Raw genomic sequence first — 18,168 nt, forward strand, 5'->3', positions numbered from 1 at the left:
TCACGGATCGTCGCAGAACCGTGTGGACGCGCACGCGTGTGCGCTCGCACAGAACGCGGAATTTCGGGCTTCAACGGTGTTCTACAGCGACGTTTTACGACTTCCATCGACGCTCGACCGGCGGTGAATGACCTGTCCTCGAGGACAAGTCGTGTGCTGACTCGCCGCGCCGCATCACGAGGTCCGAAGACGCAGCGATCGTCGCAAGCATCGCGGTCGCGAAGATGACACGCACTTCACCGCGTGCATCGGCCGCCGTCTCGCGCTGCGACATAGCCGTGTGCATCCGCACGGCGATCTGTCCCATGGGCCTGGATCTCCTCTCAAGCGCGACTTCAAGCCGCTGCGAGTGCTAGACAGGCCTCGTGCTCCGCGGCGTTCTCTTCGACCTCGACGGTGTGCTGGTCGACTCGCTGGCTTCGATCGGCGCTTGCTTCAACCACGCGTTGCAGGCGCTCGGTCGCCCGCCGCTGCCCGCGGCCTCGCTCCGGCCGCTGATCGGCCCGCCGCTCGAAGAGAGCGCGCAGTCGGTGATCGGCGACGATCCGCAGCTGCTCGCCCGCTTCATCCACGTCTATCGCGAGCGCTACGCGGCGACCGCCGTCGACGAGACGCGACCGGCCGCCGGCCTGGTCGAGGTGGTGACGGAGCTGGCGGCGCGCGTGCCCCTGGCGGTGGCGACCAGCAAGCCCGAGGTGTTCGCGCGACCGATCCTCGCCGGCCTCGGCGTGGCGCAGCACTTCGTTGCGATCTGCGGCCGCTCGCTCGCCCTCGACTCCGAACCGAAGGCGGCCGTGATCGCCCGCGCGTTGCAGTCGTTCGCCGGCCGCGCCGAGGGGCTCGTGATGGTCGGTGATCGCCGGCACGATGTGAGCGGCGCCGCGACCCACGGCATCCCGACGATCGGCGTGCTCCACGGTATGGGCAGCGAAGAGGAGCTCCGCGCGGCCGGCGCCCGCTGGCTGGCCGCCGATCTGCGCGCGCTGCCCGGGCTGCTGCGCGAGATCGAAGACCAGCTGTGAAGGATGGGACATGCCCGTAAGGGCATGTCCGGAAGAGCACGTTTGCTCGGACCCGGGGCGGGGTTTCGGGGAAAAGCGAGCTCAGCAGTACCGGTGGCGATCGGTCGTCCGCCTTCGCGGGCGTCGCGGGATCTGCCCATCGGAGCGACGAGCCGGGCCGTCATTCGCTGGCATGGGGCTGCTGTCTCTCGGGACAGCCGTGACCAGCTCGAGGCGCGAGGCCGGGGCAACGTGTCGTAGGTGGCGTCGGCCACCGGCTTGCGATCAGCGCGCGAGCTGCACGTTCAATCTGTCTCTCGGGACAGCCGCGACCAGCACGAGGCACGAGGCGGGGGCAACGTGTCGTAGGCGGCGTCGGCCACCGGCTTGCGATCGGCGCGCGAGCTGCACGCTCAATCTGTCTCTCGGGACAGCCACGCGACCAGCTCGAGGTGCGGGGTGTGGGGCAGCGTGTCGTAGGCGCGGAGGCGGCGGAGGACGTAGCCGCTGGCCTGGAGGACGGCGAGGTCGCGGACCAGCGCCTCGGCGCTGCAGCTCATGATCTGCAGGCGCGGGGCCGCCAGCCGGGCCAGCGCGGCGGACACCGCGGGGCCCATGCCGCCGCGCGGCGGGTTGGCGACCACCAGCTCGGGGACGCGACCTGCTGCCTGCTGGCGGGCGAGGAAGGCCTCGGCCGACTCGGCCGGCACGCCCAGGGCCGCGGCGCTCTCGGGGTAGGCCTCGCAGGGGACGACCTCGGCGAACTCGCGGCGCAGCAGCGCGGTGGTCACCCCGGCGCCGGCGTAGAGGTCGAAGGCGAGGGCGCCGCGGTGCGGCGCGCCGGCCTCGTCGGCGACCAGGTCGCGGTAGGCGAGCTCGGCGACGCGCGGGTTGGGCTGCAGGAAGCCGAGCGGGCCGACCTCGACGGGCACGTCGGCGAGTCTGACCGAAAGGACAGATTGTCCGCGCAACAGCACCGGCGGGTCGCCGCGCACCGCGTTGCCGCGACCGGCCTGCACGCTCCAGGCGACCCCCGCCGGGAGCTTCAAGGCGCCCGGCAGGAGCTCCGCGGCCCGGCTCGGGCGCGCGGCGGTGATGAGCGTCAGCAGGACGTCGCGGCCGTCGGTCTTGAACCAGGCGTAGCGCAGGTCGCCGGCGCCGGTCGCCTCGTCGTAGGGCTCGATCGCCAGGGCCGAGGCGGCGGCCTGCAGCTCGCGCGCGGCCGCGGCGATGCTCGGGTGGTCGACGCGGCAGTCGTCCATCGCCGCCGGCGCGTGCGAGCCGCGGTGGTAGCTGCCCACGAGGACATGTCCCGAAGCTCCGGTGACGACGCGCTTGCTCGACCACCGGTAGCCCCATTCGTCGGGGCTCGCGACCAGGGGGCCGGGGTCGAGGCCGTGGCGGTCGACCAGCGCGGCGCGCTTGAGCTCGCGCTGGGCGGCGACGTCCAGCGCCTGCAGGGGGCAGCCCGAGCACGCGCCCGCCCGCGGGGCCGCGCCGGCGTCGCTGTGCGGGCACGGCGGCGCGCGGCGGGCCGGGTGGGCCTGCAGCAGCGAGACGAGCCGCGCGTGGGCCCGCGGGGCCTGGCGCGAGGCGTGCTCGACGCGGGCCTCCACGCGCTCGCCGGGGTAGCCCCCGGGGACATGTACGAAAGTACCTGCACTTTCAGACAGCCCGTCGCCCTCGGGCGCGAGCCGCTCGAGGTCGAGGGTCAGGAGGTCGCCGGCGCGCACGCTCACTCGACCATGCCGAGGCCGGCGAGGACCTCGAAGTACTTCGGGAAGGTCTTGGCGACGCAGCCGGGGTCGCGGATCGTGACGCGGCCGGCGAGGCTGAAGGCCATGGCGACGCGGTGGTCGCGGTAGGTGTCGATCGCCGCGCCCTCGGCGATCTGCGCCGGCGGGGTGATGTCGAGGCCGTCGTCGTGCTCGACGACCTCGGCGCCGAGCTTGCGCAGCTCGGTGGCGGCGGCGGCGATCCGGTCGCTCTCGTGGTGGCGGAGCACGTCGACGCCGCGGATCCGCGTCGGCCCCGCGGCGTGCAGCGCCAGCACCGCGGCGGTCAGCGTGGTGTCGGGCATGTCCGACAGGTCGAGGTCGACGCCGTGCAGCGCACCTGTCCCGCGGACCAGGGTGATCTCCGGCCCCTGCAGCACGTTCGCGCCCATGCGCCCGAGGACGTCGCAGAAGCGGGCGTCGCCCTGCTGGCTGGTGCGGCCGAGGCCGGGCACGCGCACCTCGCCGCCGTAGATCGCCGCCAGCGACAGGAGGTAGGTGGCGGCCGAGGCGTCGGGCTCGACGTGATAGTCGCGGCCGCGCAGGGTGGTCGGGCTGACCTCGAGGACATCTTGCGCGACCCACCGCGCGTCGGCCCCGAAGTCGCGCAGGCAGGCGAGCGTCATGTCGACGTAGGGCCGCGCGGGGGTGCCCTGCTCGAGGACGACGCGCAGCGGGGCCTCGGCCAGCGGGGCGGCGAGCAGCAGGGCGGAGATAAACTGCGAGCTCGGCGGGCGGGCCAGGCGGACCTCGCCGCCGCGCAGGCGGGCGCCGACGATCTCGCACGGCAACATGTCGTCGGCGCCGCGGCAGCGGATGTCGGCGCCCTGGGCCCGCAGGGCCTGCAGGAGGCCCTCCATCGGCCGCTCGCGCATGCGCGCGCTGCCGTCGACGACGCAGGCGATCGGCGAGGCGGCGAACACCGCGGCGAGGAAGCGCGCGGCGGTCCCGGCGGTGGCGACGTCGATCGGCCGCTCCGGGTCGTCGACCCGCGGCAGCGGGCCGCCGACGCCGACCACCCGGACCTCGCTGGCGTCCTCGCTGGCCTCGCAGACGACGCCGCAGCGGGCCAGGGCGGCGCGCATGACCTGGGTGTCCTCCGAGTCGAGGCAGCCGCGCAGCACGGATGTCCCTTCGGACATGGCCGCAAGGACAAGCGCGCGGTTGGTCAGGCTCTTCGAGCCGGGCGGGGTGAGGGCGGCCACGATCGGGCCGGGCGGGGGGCGGACGCGGACTTCGCTCGTCATTTTATGACCTCGAATTCGACGCGACCCACCAGCTGGTCGTCCTCGGTGACGACGTCGATGCTCCACGGGCCGGTGCGGTCGGAGGGGATGTGGAACGAGCGCAGGGTCGAGCGCAGGCGGACGCTGCCGGGCGGCGGGTCGACGGCCGGCTCGCTGGCGCCGCGCTGGACCTCGAGGCCGCGGTGGCGCCACACGTGCAGCAGGTTGTCGCCGCGGCCGCCGGGGGTGACGACGTCGGTGAGCGCGTGCATCTCCTGGATGAGCGACTCGTGCAGGGCGCTGACGTGCATGCTGAGGCGACCGTCGGGCAAGAGCGTCGGCCCGACGGCGCCGACCGAGACGTACATCGGCACCGGCGGGATGCCGCGCCGGCCGGCGTAGGCGGCGAACACCGCCACGCCGACCGCGGCCATCAGGGCGAAGAACCACGCCGGCTTGAGCAGGTTCTTGACCGGCACGTGCATGGTGAAGAACACCACCGTCGCCAGCGCCGCCGCGGCGAGCAGGGTGACGAGCGTGCGCGTGTCGGGGAAGATCGCCGGCAGCACCAGGTTGAGGCAGGCGAACAGGATGAACAGGTAGACGACCGAGGCCGGGGCCTTGTAGCGCATCAGGACCTGGTCGAACACGACGTCGACGGTCGACAGCAGCGCCAGCAGGCCGAGCAGGTAGAGGAAGAAGCGGTTGTCGGCGTCGAGCGTGGCGGCCTTCCAGTAGAAGGGCACCAGGAAGAACAGCATGCTCTGGTAGAGGTTCTTCAGCGCCGTGGTCATCACGTAGAAGCGCAGCTTCGACTTGGCGTCGGTGACCTTGTCCTTCTGCCCGCGGCCCTGGCCGAAGTGGCGGAAGAACATCACGATCACCAGCCAGCCGGCGCACAGCAGCACGACCATCCAGCGCGCGCGCTCGTAGCCCTCGGCGGCGTACATCATGACGAACGCGCCGAAGGTCATGGCGTAGGCCGAGTGCAGCCACCACAGCAGGTGGCCGTGCTTGGCGAAGAAGGCGCGGAGCTTGGCGAAGCGCTTGACGGTGGCGATGTCGCCGACGGACATGTCCTTCGGGACATCCATCGGCACGCCCGCGTCCTCGCCGACCTGCGCCAGCTCGGCGGCGGCGAGCTGCAGCTCGGGGCTCAGCTCGGCGGTCGGCGTGGCCGCTTCGCTCGCGGGCGGGACGGCGTTCGCGTCGGTCGGCTCGGAGTTCGGTTGCTGCGGCGTCTCGGCCATCCGACTCGAGAGGATGCGCGATTCACTGGCCGGTGCCAACCGTCGGCCCCACCGTCGGCCCGGCCGTGGCGGCAGTTGCTTCGCCGGTGGCGCTGGTGGTGGCCGCGGTGGTGCTCGTGCCGTCGGTCTCGCTCGCGCCGCCGGTCTCGGGCATCGGCTCGGGGCGGTCCGTGGCCCACTGCACCCGCTCGGCCGTGAAGTTGAAGTACATCCACACGCCCTGGCCGTAGAGGCCGTGGTTGTCGATGTCGCTGAAGGTGTTCATCGCGTCGACCTGACAGCCGGCGCCGCCGGCGAGCACGTTCCACGGGACGAAGCTGATGCCGTTGGCCTGCCCGGCCGCCAGCATCGCCGTGGCCGCGGGCATGAAGCCGCGCAGCGCGCCCTGGACGAGCTTCTGCGGCTCGCCGTCGACCGCGTAGGCGGCCGCGATCTCGACCTCGACGAGGTTGAGGTCGAGCGGCAACATGCCCGTCTGCGCCGCCAGCCGCACCGGGGTGCCGGGGATCGTCTCGCTGACGAGGCACGGCGCGGCCGGCTGCGGCGGCGCGTCGTAGCTCTGGTTGAGCGAGTTGGCCTCGGTGCCGCCGCAGGCGCCGACGTCGCGGTTGAAGGCGTCGGCGTCGACGGTGTGCGTGCCGGCGACCATGCGGTCGGTGCAGTTGGTCGGCTCGCCGGCGATGCACAGCGCGGACACGTACTGCAACTTGACGACCGCGCTCTTCGGGTCGAGCGGCCGCAGCACGAGGACGTTGCTGACGTCGTAGTCGGCGATGCCCTGGGCGATGAAGCCGTTGAGGGTCGCGGTCGAGTCGGTGCACACGCCGAGCACGGTGTCGAAGGTGTAGGTGTGCGGGTCGACGAGCTCGAGCGAGGTGATCCGGAACGCGACCGGGCTCTCGGGCGGCGGGTCGGGACACACGCCCGTGTTGGCGCACAGGCCGTCGAGGTACTCGTTGCTGTAACAGCCGCCGGCGAGGCCGACCGAGAACGCCAGCGCGGCGCGCGTCAGAGCGGCGATGAGGCGGCGACGGGCGACGAGCAAGGCGGCGCCATCATAGCGAAAATCCGCGCCGCCCGGCCGCTACCGCCGATGTGTGTTGCCGCCGCTCGGCGCCTGTCGCACCATCACGTCCATGAACTCGCTTATTCCGGCGCGCCGAGGCCCAGCAGCCTGGCCGCCGCGCGTCTTTGTCAGGAATTTGTCGGCCAGGAATTTGTTCGCGCCCGCGTTGCTCGTCGCCGGGATCGCCTGCCTCGCGGGCGCGTGCGAGCTCCGCGTCCACAACGAGACCGAGACGTCTTCCGCCAGTGACACGAGCAGCACCGGCGCGACCACCGAGGGCGGCGCCCCCGAGGTCTGCCTGCGCTACGTCGACTGCTTGAAGGAGATCGACGCCGAGGCCGGGGCCGAGGCCGAGGCGAGCCACGGCGCGAACGGCAGCTGCTGGTCGGGCGACGAGGCCGCCCAGGCCGATTGCCTGGCGCTATGCGACGCGCAGCTGCGCAACTACGCCTCGGCGTTCCCCGACGTGGCCGCGTGTGAGGACGAGGGCATCGTCTCGGACGTCGAGTTCGAGATCGGCGAGGCGGTGTTCGACCCGGTCGACCCGTTCCTCGATCCCGTCTACCGCAAGCTCGAGCCCGGCGGGACGATGGCGGTGGTCCGCGGCGGCCAGGGCTTGCTCATGCTGCCGTTCGCCCTCCGCGGCAAGAACTTCGTCATCACCGAGGACCCCAACGACTGGGACAACCCGAAGATGCCGCGCGTCGACATGTGGGTCGACATCGACGGCCACAACGTCGGCTTCGGCGGCCACTTCGCCCGCCTCAACAACTACTCGGTCGGCTTCTACCCGCTGGACGACGGCATGGGCACGCTCGAGCACATGTACATCGCCATCATCGTGCCCGACGCGATCGCCGACCCGCAGACCCTCACCGGCCAGCCGGGCATCGTCCACATCGAGCTCAACACGTTCGGCGAGCCGGCGGCCATCCACGAGCTCGAGTTCACGGTGGCGCCGGAGATCCAGGGGTTCTAAGAAGAACACGCCATGACCAGCCCGGCCCGCGAATTCATCCCCGTCCACGTCGCCGTGCTGACGGTCTCCGACACCCGCACCGTCGAGACCGACACGTCCGGCCGCCTCGCCGTCGACCGCCTCACCGAGGCCGGCCACCGCGTGATCCGCCGCGCCATCGTCCGCGACGACCGCGAGGCCATCCGCGCCGCCCTGCAGGCGTTCATCGACGACCCGGAGGTCGAGGTCGTCATCACCACCGGCGGCACCGGCGTGACCCCGCGCGACGTGACCCCCGAGGCGCTCGCGCCCCTGGTGACCAAGCCGATCCCCGGCTTCGGCGAGCTGTTCCGCTGGCTCAGCTTCGCGGAGATCGGCACGTCGACGATCCAGAGCCGCGCGGAGGCGGCCCTGTGCGGCACGACCTACGTGTTCCTGCTGCCCGGCTCGACCGGCGCGGTGCGCACCGCCTTCGACAAGATCCTCCTGCAGCAGCTCGACCACCGCCACCGGCCCTGCAACTTCGTCGAGCTGCTGCCGCGGATCCGCAACGAGCGCGAGGGCTGAGCGGATGTCTTGAATAACATGTCGTAAAGGACATGTCATTGCAGGACAGGCGATGATCGGCGCTTCGCGCCCGATGGCGGAGGTCAGGCTCGCGCAGGAGAGTCGCGGCGAGCGACGCCAGAGCCGTCGTGTGTGAGCTGCACGAGCATGTCTCGGTGGACATGCTCTTCGAGACATGCTTGAAAGCGCATGCTCGTCCGGGCATGCTCCTGCGAGCATGTGCCCGAAGAACTACAGCAGCTGCTGGCCGGCGACGAGGTCGTAGACGTGGCCGGGCAGGGCGATCCGGAAGCCTGCGGCCTCGACGCGGGGGCGGTAGAGCTCGAGGTTGTCCTCGTGGTGCATGATCACGAGCTTGCGCCGGACCGCCTCGGGCAGGGCCTCGAGCTTGTCGAAGAAGCCGTGGACCTGGCCGGGGTAGTCGATGAAGGTGCAGTCGTGGAAGTAGATGCTGGTGCGCGGCTCGATGCTGTGGAGGAAGGCGGCGTCGACGGTGCCGTCGCCCGACCACCAGGCGATCCGCGGGCTCGTCGGGCCCGCGTCCTCGCCGACGTGCAGCTCGAGCGCGCAGGACGGCTTGCCGGGCACGTGCTCGTTCTCGCGGGTGACCACGCGCAGGCCGTCGACCTCGAAGGTCTCGGAGTGGTTCCACGGGTTCTTGCGCGGCGGCTCGGTGGCGGCCGGCCCGATGACGTCGAAGAAGTGCTGCAGGGTGCCGCTGCGGAGGTTGCCGCGGCCGTCCTGCAGGTAGCGCAGCGACGGCGCCAGCGTCTCCCACACCTCGTCGCGCACGGCGCTGTGCGAGATGTACTTCGGCTGCGGCCCGCCGCGGCTCGAGGCCATCACCTCGGCGTGGGTCTCGAAGTAGCGGACGAACGCGAAGTCTTCGAGGCCGAAGACGTGGTCGCCGTGGCAGTGGGTGATGATCTGGCCGTGGATGTCGTGCCAGGCGTAGCCGGCCGCGTGCAGCTGGTCGGGCGCCTGGCGGCCGCAGTCGATCAGCCAGCGCTTGCCGTCGCGGAGGGTGACCATCGAGCAGGTCGTGCCGTAGCGGCGAGAGAACGCGCCGCCCGCCCCGAACAGGCGCAGCGTGATGGTTTGACTGCTGGCGGACACGACCTTGTGGTTGTAGTGAAGCGCTCGGATGGGGCGATGCAAGCCCTCGGGCCGCGGGGCCGCGGGGACGGGCTCAGAGGGTCCAGGTGGAGCGATCGACGCCGTCGCGGACGAGGACCCCGATCGAGCTTAACTCAGCTCGCAGGCGGTCCGCCTCTTTCCAGTCTTTTTTGACCCGCGCCTCGTCGCGGAGGGCGACCTTCCGCTCGACATCGTCCACGTCGAGGCCGAGCCGCGCGGCCTTGCGAGCCCGGCGCTCCAGCAGCCAGGCCTCCGGGTCGGCGGCGAACAGGCCCAGCATGCGCGAGACGGCCGGGAAGTCGGCGAGGAAGCGCCGCAGGGTGGCCGTGCGGCCCGCGGCGGCGCCCTTCTTCTTGGCCTCGAGCAGGCGGTTGATCTCGCGCAAGGGCTCGCTCAGGGCGGCCACGGCCGCGGCAGTGTTGAGGTCGTCCCGCAGGGCCGCCGTGAACGCCGTCAACATCCCGCCCACGGCCGCAGAAACGGCGTTCTCGGGCGCGTCCTCCGACTCGGCGAGGGCGCGGCGGGCGCGCGCGAGGGTGTCGTAGACGTAGGCGACCCGCTCGTCCGCCTCCTCCAGGCCGGGGAAGCGGATGTGGGCCCGCAGGCGCTCGCGGTCGAGCGCGGCGCCGCACCCCGGGCACTGGCTGGCCTGCTGCTCCTCCGTGGCGAGCACGCGCGCGCACGCGGGGCAGGGGACCTCGACGTCGAAGTTGATGCCCGAGCGGTAGTGGACCCCGAGCAGGAACCACCGCACGGCCTCGGGCGGGTAGAGCGCCGTGACCTCGCGGATGGTGAAGAAGTTGCCGAGGCTCTTCGACATCTTCTCGCCGGCGAAGTCGACGAAGCCGTTGTGCATCCAGTGGCGGGCGAAGGTCCCCGCCCCGCACGCGCCCTGCGACTGGGCGATCTCGTTCTCGTGGTGCGGGAAGATGAGATCGCGGCCGCCGGCGTGGAGGTCGAAGGTCTCGCCGAGGTGGACCTTGCTCATCGCCGAGCACTCGATGTGCCAGCCCGGCCGCCCGGGGCCCCACGGGCTCGGCCACGCCGGCTCGCCGGGCTTCTCCGCCTTCCACAGCGCGAAGTCGAGCGGGTTCTCCTTGAGCTCGCTGACCTCGACCCGCGCGCCGGCCTGCATGTCGTCGAGGCTGCGCTTGCTCAGCGCGCCGTAGGCCGAGTAGGCGGCGACGCGGAAGTACACGTCGCCACCTGACTCATAGGCCAGGCCGCGACCGATCAAGGCCTCGATGAGGGCGATGATCTCGGGGATCGTGCCAGTGACGCGCGGCTCGACGTCGGGGCGCAGGCAGCCGAGCGCGTCGAGGTCCTCGTGGTAGGCCGCGGTGTACTTGGCGGCGACCTCGCCGGCGCTGATGCCCTCGACCTGGGCCCGCTTGATGATCTTGTCGTCGATGTCGGTGACGTTGCGGACGAAGGTGACGCGCACGTCCTGCTCCCGCAGGAACCGCACCACAGTGTCGGCGCAGATGGCCGAGCGCGCGTGCCCGACGTGGCTCAGATCGTAGACGGTAGGGCCACACAGGTAGAGGCCGATGTGTCCCGGCTCGATCGGCTCGAGCGGGCGCTTGCTCCCGCTCATGGTGTCGTAAAGAAGCAGCGTGGGCGTCGTACTCATCTCGGACGAGGCAGTGTGCCTCATGCCCGTCGCGCGCGCCACCCGGCGACCAGGCCGGCGACGTTCCAGCCGACGACCAGCAGCACCAGGCACCACATCGCCACCTCGAGCCAGCGGTCGCGCGGGCGGACGCCGACGTCGATCACATAACCCTGCGGGTCGACGACGACGGGCCGGTCGAGGCGCACGGCCTTGATGTCGCCGGGATCGAGCAAGAGCCGGCCGCCCTGCAGCGGCCGCGGGACGAGCTTGCCGTCCTGGAGGTCGAAGCCCGGCTTGGCGTTGTCGCCGGGCACGAGGCTGAACTTGCCGCCCTCGACCGTGATGTCGCTCGCAGGCACGGGGTAGCTGGTGATCCACGGCAAGATCGCCGCGCCCACGCTCGGGTCGGCCGGCTTGGCGCCTTCCGGGATGATCGCCGCCGCCGACAGCTTGGCCTGCGCCGACTCACGCTCGCCCGCGGGCAGGCGCACGTAGAAGCTGTAGAAGCGGCCGTTGCTCTGCTCCGGCGGGGCGTAGTGCGGGACGCCGAGAGCGGCCACTGCGGCCTCCGCGGCCGCCTGCGAGTCGAAGCTGCTGCGGCCGAGCTGGACCTGCACGTCGGGTTGCTCGACCACCAGAGTGACTGTGGCCTTGGTGCCGAGAGTGATGCTCTGGCCGGCGGCGTCGACGACGGTGAGGGCGTCGCCCTGGCGCTTGCCGAGGGCGTCGAGCAGCGCGGCGGCGGTGGTGTCGCGCTCCTCGACGATGCGCTCGCCGTCGAAGTGCTGCTGGATGGCGGCGAAGTTGGGCGACTCGGACAGCCGGCGGATGCGGCCCTCGAACACGCCCTCGAACTGCTGCGGCGCCGCCTCGGTGGTCCGCGGGATGGCGGCGAACAGGCTGCCGCCGCCCTCGATGATGCGGAGGTAGCCGATCGTGCGACCGCCGCCGCCGCCCTTGGGCTCGATGCGGAGGCGGGCGGCGTGCTGGACGTCGGGGGTGCCGCGGAGGACGACGTAGGTGTCGTCGAGGTCCTCGGAGAGGCCCTTCTCGACGAAGGCGGCGGCGTCGCCGAGGTCGCGGGGCTCGCTGCCCTGGAGGAAGTAGCGGACGTCGCCGAACATCCAGTAGAGCAGGTAGCCGCCGAGCGCGACCACCGCGACGTCGATGATCGGAGAGCGGCGCCGACGCGGGGCGCCGGCCATGGAATCGGACCCGGAGGGCCGGGGAGAGTCGTCTGCTGGATCCGTCGCTTCGCTCACGACAACCTCGCAAATCCAGGGCCGGAGGCCCGTGCAGCTATATCACACGTGACGTGCGGCCTGTGGGACCGTCGTCGCGGGGGGAGGTTCCCCCGTCACTGACGAAATACCCAGACTTCGCGGGTCGCCTCGATGTCGTCGCCGTCGCGGGCGGTGATGAGGATCCGGTTGCTGCCGGGCGCCAGCGGCACCCGCGCCGAGAAGTCGAGGCTGCGGGCGGCGTCGCCCTGATGCGCGGGATTGGCCCGGTAATCGAGCTTGCGCTCGACCTGGGCGGTGCCCGGTGGTTTGACTGCGACGACGACGTCGCGGACTCGGCCGCCGTCGTGGCGCGCTGTGCCGCGGATCTCCACCGTCTCGCCGGTGGCCACCGGTGCGACCGGGTCGACCTCGATCACCGGCGGCTGCACCAGCAGAGAGGGCCGCTGCGGCAGCTTGCCGCCCTGGCCCGGGGCGCCGCCGGCCTTCACGAGGTCGCTGGGCAGCCAGGCGCGCCGGCCCGGTCCGACCGCGACGGCGCTCCATCCGCCGGCGGCGCCGAGGATGTCGAGCGCGGTGCCGCCGGCGACCTCGGCGAGCTGCCGCGACTGGCCGTCGGCGGCGTTGTAGAGCCGGACCGGCTCCTCGCCGGCGATCACGCGCGCGGGCGCGGCGGTGAAGCCGGACGCGGGTGGGCCGAGCGGGACGTCGAACTTGTGGCGCACGCTCTCGCGAACGACGACGTCGGCGACGATGACCTCGAGCTCGACGGGCTTGTTCGGGTCGGCCTGCTCGCTGACGCTGAGGCCGAACGCGCCGCGCACGGTTCCCTTGGCAGGGATCTTCCCCAGCTGCAGAAAGCCCTCCTCGAGCAGCACCTGCGCGCCGGAGAGGTTGTGGATGAGGGCGCGCGCGTCGGAGCTGTCGGCGCCGCCGTCGTTGCGGATCTCGAGCGCGAGCAGGACCTGCTCGCCGGGCTGGAGGACGCCGTCGCCGTTGCCCTTGACCACGAACGGCGGCTCGCCGGGGATCGGCGGCGACTTCGGGCGCTGCGGCGCCGCGGCGGCGAGCTCGGGGTCGTCGACGATCCAGTAGTCGTAGGCGAAGCGCGGGCGCGGCAGGCCGGCGATGTCGAAGCGCACGGTCGCGGTGGCGTCCGCCGCCGGGCCCGGTTCGCCGGCGTGGAGGTCGACGCGCAGGGTGTCGACGAGGTCGGTGTGCCAGGCCATGACGTAGAGCCGCACGTCGCGGGTCACGGTCGCGCCGGGCTCGATGCGCCCGAGCAGCAGCTCGATGCCGTCGAGCTCGTCGCGCAGGCAGTCGGTGATCACGTGGACGCGCTCGGCCGGCTCGCTGCCGGTGTTGGTGACCTCGACGCGCAGGGTGAACGGCTGGCCGGCGGTGATCTTCTTGTCGTCGACGACGCGCGCGCGCAGCTCGAGCGTGGGGTCGCTGCCGGCCCCGAGCGCGCCGGTCCAGTCGATCTTGGTGGTGGCGATGCCGGCGGCGATCTTCTGATCCTCGCGGGCGGCGATCTCGCCGGTCAGCGCGGCGAGCCTGGCGGCGCGCTGCTTGCTGTCCGAAAGGCCAGCCAGCGCGTCGGCCACGTCGCGGGCGATCTGCACCTCGGGGTCGGCCATCGCCGCCGGGCCCTCGGCGGGGCGCGGCAGCGGCGTGCCCTGGCGGCCGGCGAAGTAGCGCAGGCGCGGCTCGTCGCCCGCGGCCTTGCCGGCGAACGCGGCCTCGTGCTTGGCCGAGGGCAGGTGCGCGACCTGGGTCGACTCGCGGCGGCGCTCGAACCGCTCGGTGTCGAAGTAGTTGGCGACGGCGACGATGTCGCTGAGCTCGACGGGGTAGATCGAGAGGTCGGGGCGCACGCCGACGGTCTGGATCTTGGTGTCGCGGGCGACCTGGTACTCGGCGATCGTCATCTTGAGCGCGAGCTCGCGGCCGTAGAGGTTCTGCGGCTTGAGCAGCTGGACGGTGCCCTTGCCGAAGCTGGGGCGGCCGACGACGACGCCGCGGCCGAGCGCCTTGACGCCGCCGCTGACGATCTCGGCGGCCGACGCCGAGTCCTCGTTGATCAGCGCGACCACGGCGGCGTCGGCCGGCAGGTTGACCTCGGGCGCGGCGTCCTCGGCCTCGCGGCCCATCGCCGAGCGCACGATCACCAGCTCGCCCTCGGCGACCAGCGCGTCGACGACCTCGACCGCCTGGGTGAGCAGGCCGCCGCTGTTGTCGCGCAGGTCGAGCACCAGCCCGCGCAGCGCCTCGCCCTTGGGCGTGAGGTCGGCGATCGCCTTGCGCACCTGCTCGCCGGTGTTCTCCTGGAAGGTGGAGATCTCGAGGTAGGCGATCTTGCCCGGCAGCAACGAGGCCGTGACGCTGTCGACGCGGATGATCTTGCGCGTGATCGTCAGCGTCAGCGTCTCCTGGCCGCGCTGGATCTTCACGGTCACCTTGGTGTCGACCGGGCCGCGCAGCATCAGCTGAGCGTCGGATGAGCGCAGGTTGACGGTGCTCTGCTTGTCGATCTGCAGCAGCAGGTCGCCGTCCTTGAGCCCGGCGGCCGCGGCCGGGCTGTTGGCCAGGACCTTGACGATCCGGATCCGCCGCTCGTCCTCGCGGATCTCGGCCCCGATCCCGCCGAACTGACCGCGCGTCTTGACGCCGAGATCGGTGTGCTCCTCGGGCGTGAGGAGGATCGTGTGCGGGTCGAGCGGCGCGAGCATGCCGTTGATCGCCGCGTACTCGACCTTGTGCGTCGCCTCGGCGTCGAGGCGCAGGCTCTCCTGCACGAACGCGAGCACCTCCTCGAGGCGGTCGGCGACGCTCGGGAGGTCGGTCAGGTCGGTCAGCGAGAACTCGCGGCGGAAGTCGGCGACCGTGACCGTGGCGGTGTCGCCGGCGACGGCGGCGAAGAACTCCGGCGTGTTGAGGCCGAGGTGGCGCAGGGCCTCGGCGAACTGCTCGCGCGGGTCGAAGCGCTCCTTGTCGAAGTACTCCTGCTGCACGACGTAGGCGGCCCACACGGTCAGCGGGAAGCGGCGGCGGTCGAGCTGCAGGCGGGTTGCGACGTCGATTTCCGGTGCTGCGGCGTCCTCGGCCGGTCGGGCGGCCGCCGCGGCCTCGCCGGGATCCTTCGCGGAGCACGCGCAGAGCAAAACGGAGGCGAGACCCGCGGCGAGGCGACGAGCGACCATCGGCGCTAGCATAACGTTCGGCGGCCCCAGCCGATGGCTGATGTGGGGGCCTCCGGCGCAAATCTACGAATCATCGCGACGATGATGGCTTTCGTCGCGAGCGGATCCCGCGCCTCCGGCCAAGTCACTTGAAACACTGATCATGCCCCCTGGCACGGGACAGGCATGTCAAGTTTTCTGCTTGCGCACCACGAACCTGCTCTCCCTCGTTGCGGCCGTGCTCGTGGTGGGTTGCGTCGACGCGCCCATCACTCCTGAGCACATCCTGCCCGACGGGCAACTCCGCTCCGATCTGTCGTCGTCCCAGGCCGCGTTCGCGGCCACGCCTGCTCGCCCGGTCGGGCACGCGGTCCAGGTCGCGGCCGTGCTGGCGGCGCAGGCGGCCGGGCCGCTGGTCGACGCCGCCACTTTCTCGCCCGAGGCCGGCTCGGTGCACCTGCACCTCCGCGCCGACAGCCTGCTCGAGCCGCGCCCCGTGACCTTCGTGTGGACGCACGGCGACTCGCGCGAGGAGGTCCCGGGCGTCCTCGCGCCGACCACCACGCTCGCGCTCGCGGCCAGCCATCCGCTGAACCCCGACGAGCGCGGCCGGTGGAGGGTCGAGGTGTTCACGCTGGCGGGGGACGAGCCCGCGCAACTGCTGCTCACCCGCGAATTCGAGGTTCTCTAGACGTCCTTTGCTTGGTGGCGTCGAGTCGTGCGACGCCCGCGGTCCAGGCTGGACCGCGGGCGTTTTCTATTTGCGGCCGGCGCTGGCGGCGGCGGGTTCGTGCCCGTACCATCTCCGGCCATGGAGAGCCAGCACGGCAGCATGACCCCCGAGGAGATCGACGTGTTCGCCCGCGGTCTGCACCACCTCGCCAGCGTCGACGGCATCGATCCGCGGGAGGCGGAGCTGATCGCCGACTTCCTGCGCGAGGCCGGCGCGACCATCACGATGGACGACCTGAAGGGCACCAGCTTCAGCAAGTTCGAGGCGGTGCAGGTGTTCGACAAGACCTACCTGCGCCGGATCTTCCTCAAGACCGCGATCGCCCTGGTCCACCGCGACGGGCACACCAGCGTCGCCGAGCGCCTGGCGCTCGCCGAGCTCGCCGACGTGTTCGGCCTGAGCAACGTCGAGTTCGTCGAGCTCGAAAACGAGGCCCTCAGCGCGGGCCTGGCCTGAAACCACCGGCCGCGTCACCCTCTCGAATCACCCGCAGCAGCACCGGAGCGACCATGGGCATCCTCAGCTTCATCAAGGGCCAGTTCATCGAGATCATCGAGTGGCTCGACAACACCAACTACACGCTGGTCTACCGCTTCCCGGACGACGACCACGAGATCAAGAACGGCGCCAAGCTGGTCTGCCGCGAGAATCAGGCCGCGATCCTCATCAATGAGGGTCAGCTCGCCGACGTGTTCGGCCCCGGCACGCACACGCTCAGCACGCAGAACCTGCCGATCTTGTCGCGCTTGAAGGGCTGGAAGTACGGCTTCAGCAGCCCGTTCAAGGTCGAGATCTACTTCGTCAACCTGCGCCAGTACGTCGACCAGAAGTGGGGCACGGCCAACCCCGTGCTCATCCGCGACCCCGAGTTCTCGGTCGGCGGCCGCCCCGGTCGCGTGCGGATCCGGGCCTTCGGCTCGTACAACTTCAAGATCTCCGACCCCGGCGTGTTCTTCAAGGAGATCGTCGGCACCCAGGGCCTGACGACCACCGACTCGATCGCCGAGTACCTGAAGCGCCAGCTCGTCAGCAAGTTCACCGTCGCCGCCGGCAAGAGCGACCTCAGCGTCGCCGACATGGCCGCGCACTACAACGTGCTCGAGAACGCGGTGAAGGGCGACCTCGCCGAGGAGTTCGGCAAGCTGGGCCTCACCCTCACCAGCTTCGTGATCGAGAACATCTCGCTGCCGCCGGAGATCGAGAAGGCGCTCGACGCCGCGGCGGCGCAGGCGGCTCGCGGGGTCGACAACACGATGGCCTGGGAGGGCCTCAATGTCATGCGCGACGCGGCCCGCAACCCCGGCGCCGGCGGAGCGTCGTCGGCCGGCATGGGCATGGGCATGGGCATGGGCATGGGCCAGATGATGGCCCAGATGATGGGCGGCATGGCCGGCTCCATGAACCCGCAGCAGCAGTTCCATCAGCCGCAGCAGCAGCAGTTCCAGCAGCCGCAGCAGCAGCAGCAGGCGCCCGCCGACGACAACAGCCTCGAGGCCAAGCTGCGCAAGCTCAAGGCCGCGTTCGAGGCCGAGCTCCTCACCGAAGAGGAGTACAAGGCCAAGCGCGCCAAGCTGCTCGAGGCCTTCTGAGCGCCCGCGCTCCCTCGGGGCCTGCGGCGCGCGCCGCAGGCCCGCCGCGCGTGTTCCTGGTCGGGACCGACACCGACTGCGGCAAGACCACCCTCGCGTGCGCGCTCCTCCGCGCCGGCGCGGACGCGGGGCTGCGCGTGCTGCCGTTCAAGCCGGCCGCCAGTGGACCCTCAGGCCCCGCGGGCGACCCCGAGCGGCTGGCCGCCGCCAGCGACCTCGGCGTGACTGCCAGCGAGATCTGCCCGCTGCGCTACGCCGAGCCGCTGGCGCCCGGGATCGTCGAGGATGCGGGCGCCTTCGTCGGCGGGTCGCAGCTGGATGTGCGAAGAGACATGCTGCAAGAAACAGGGTCGATCGGGCATGTCCGAAAGACCATGGAGTCACTCGAGGCGACGCACCGGCCCGACGTGACGCTGATCGAGGGCGCGGGCGGCCTGTGGGTGCCCATGCCCGGCGGGACCTGGCTGCCGGCGTGGGTCGCCGGGCTGGGCGGAGCCCCGGTGGTGGTCGGTCGCCTCGGCCTCGGCGGGGTCAACCACGCGCTGCTGACGATCTTCGCCCTCCGCGCGCTGGGCCTGCCGCCGCGCGGCTTCTTCCTGGTCGACACGCACGGGATGCCCGACGCGGCCCGCACCCACAACCCGGCCGTGATCGGGGCCGCGAGCGGGCTGTCGTGCCTGGGCGTGATGCCCCACGCGGCGACGAGCACGTCGTGGTTGAGCGCGGACGCGTGGACGCGCATGACTGCGACGTGAAGCTCACGCCGCGAGCGCGTGTGGCCGGGCGTGTACGCGTGAACTCGGACGACGACGGCGTGAAGACACGCGA

At 71.6% G+C, this 18,168-nt stretch carries 16 protein-coding genes; 7 read left to right on the forward strand and 9 right to left on the reverse strand.

The features are described from left to right. Positions 1-94: 94 nt before the first annotated feature. Positions 95-307, reverse strand: coding sequence for a hypothetical protein (locus tag O0S08_RS50220; RefSeq protein WP_269036699.1), 213 nt, complete (start codon positions 305-307; stop codon positions 95-97). A 58-nt stretch (positions 308-365) separates the two neighbouring features. On the opposite strand from O0S08_RS50220, the gene O0S08_RS50225 reads away from it, so the two are divergent. Next, positions 366-1,022, forward strand: a complete 657-nt coding sequence (locus O0S08_RS50225; RefSeq protein WP_269036700.1) for an HAD hydrolase-like protein — start codon at positions 366-368, stop codon at positions 1,020-1,022. A 392-nt stretch (positions 1,023-1,414) separates the two neighbouring features. Here O0S08_RS50225 and O0S08_RS50230 read toward each other — a convergent pair whose 3' ends face one another. From O0S08_RS50230 to O0S08_RS50245, 4 genes are read right to left on the reverse strand one after another with little or no spacing between them, the layout of a single operon-like run. Continuing rightward, on the reverse strand, positions 1,415-2,734 hold the full coding sequence (locus tag O0S08_RS50230; protein WP_269036701.1) for a class I SAM-dependent RNA methyltransferase: 1,320 nt from the start codon (positions 2,732-2,734) through the stop codon (positions 1,415-1,417). Positions 2,735-2,736: 2 nt separating this feature from the next. Further along, the gene (aroA, locus tag O0S08_RS50235; protein ID WP_269036702.1) at positions 2,737-4,023 is read right to left on the reverse strand and encodes a 3-phosphoshikimate 1-carboxyvinyltransferase; all 1,287 of its coding nucleotides are present in this window, start codon (positions 4,021-4,023) and stop codon (positions 2,737-2,739) included. Next, positions 4,020-5,252 carry a DUF5924 family protein gene (locus tag O0S08_RS50240; RefSeq protein WP_269036703.1) on the reverse strand — a complete coding sequence of 411 codons (1,233 nt, stop codon included), beginning with the start codon at positions 5,250-5,252 and terminating at the stop codon, positions 4,020-4,022. Before O0S08_RS50240 ends, aroA begins: the two co-directional genes overlap by 4 nt. A gap of 22 nt (positions 5,253-5,274) precedes the next feature. Next, positions 5,275-6,297 carry a hypothetical protein gene (locus O0S08_RS50245; protein WP_269036704.1) on the reverse strand — a complete coding sequence of 341 codons (1,023 nt, stop codon included), beginning with the start codon at positions 6,295-6,297 and terminating at the stop codon, positions 5,275-5,277. Between the two features lie 187 nt (positions 6,298-6,484). Between O0S08_RS50245 and O0S08_RS50250 the strand changes: the two genes are divergently transcribed. Beyond that, entirely contained in the window at positions 6,485-7,297 is an 813-nt protein-coding gene (locus O0S08_RS50250; protein WP_269036705.1) for a hypothetical protein, read from the forward strand. Positions 7,298-7,309: 12 nt separating this feature from the next. After that, positions 7,310-7,843: a molybdenum cofactor biosynthesis protein B gene (gene moaB, locus O0S08_RS50255; protein WP_269036706.1), complete on the forward strand. Its 534-nt coding sequence runs from the start codon at positions 7,310-7,312 to the stop codon at positions 7,841-7,843. Positions 7,844-8,074: 231 nt separating this feature from the next. Here moaB and O0S08_RS50260 read toward each other — a convergent pair whose 3' ends face one another. The 4 genes from O0S08_RS50260 to O0S08_RS50275 all read right to left on the reverse strand — a co-directional run bounded on the left by O0S08_RS50260 (position 8,075) and on the right by O0S08_RS50275 (position 15,039). Then, positions 8,075-8,959 carry an MBL fold metallo-hydrolase gene (locus tag O0S08_RS50260; RefSeq protein ID WP_269036707.1) on the reverse strand — a complete coding sequence of 295 codons (885 nt, stop codon included), beginning with the start codon at positions 8,957-8,959 and terminating at the stop codon, positions 8,075-8,077. Between the two features lie 73 nt (positions 8,960-9,032). Continuing rightward, positions 9,033-10,613, reverse strand: a complete 1,581-nt coding sequence (gene cysS, locus O0S08_RS50265; protein ID WP_269036708.1) for a cysteine--tRNA ligase — start codon at positions 10,611-10,613, stop codon at positions 9,033-9,035. A gap of 20 nt (positions 10,614-10,633) precedes the next feature. Continuing rightward, a complete protein-coding gene (locus tag O0S08_RS50270) occupies positions 10,634-11,752 on the reverse strand; it encodes a hypothetical protein (RefSeq protein WP_269036709.1) in 1,119 nt (372 codons plus the stop codon). 200 nt (positions 11,753-11,952) lie between these two features. After that, a complete protein-coding gene (locus O0S08_RS50275; protein WP_269036710.1) occupies positions 11,953-15,039 on the reverse strand; it encodes an MXAN_5808 family serine peptidase in 3,087 nt (1,028 codons plus the stop codon). 181 nt (positions 15,040-15,220) lie between these two features. Here O0S08_RS50275 and O0S08_RS50280 point away from each other — a divergent pair, with 181 nt between their 5' ends. The 4 genes from O0S08_RS50280 to bioD all read left to right on the forward strand — a co-directional run bounded on the left by O0S08_RS50280 (position 15,221) and on the right by bioD (position 18,095). Continuing rightward, positions 15,221-15,709 carry a hypothetical protein gene (locus O0S08_RS50280; RefSeq protein ID WP_269036711.1) on the forward strand — a complete coding sequence of 163 codons (489 nt, stop codon included), beginning with the start codon at positions 15,221-15,223 and terminating at the stop codon, positions 15,707-15,709. A gap of 120 nt (positions 15,710-15,829) precedes the next feature. Beyond that, on the forward strand, positions 15,830-16,207 hold the full coding sequence (locus O0S08_RS50285; RefSeq protein WP_269036712.1) for a tellurite resistance TerB family protein: 378 nt from the start codon (positions 15,830-15,832) through the stop codon (positions 16,205-16,207). 53 nt (positions 16,208-16,260) lie between these two features. Then, complete coding sequence (locus O0S08_RS50290) at positions 16,261-17,340, forward strand: SPFH domain-containing protein (RefSeq protein ID WP_269036713.1); 1,080 nt, start codon at positions 16,261-16,263, stop codon at positions 17,338-17,340. 50 nt (positions 17,341-17,390) lie between these two features. Continuing rightward, entirely contained in the window at positions 17,391-18,095 is a 705-nt protein-coding gene (gene bioD, locus O0S08_RS50295) for an ATP-dependent dethiobiotin synthetase BioD (protein ID WP_269036714.1), read from the forward strand. Positions 18,096-18,168 lie beyond the last annotated feature (73 nt).

The organism is Nannocystis punicea (assembly GCF_026965555.1).
Lineage (GTDB): Bacteria > Myxococcota_A > Polyangia > Nannocystales > Nannocystaceae > Nannocystis > Nannocystis punicea.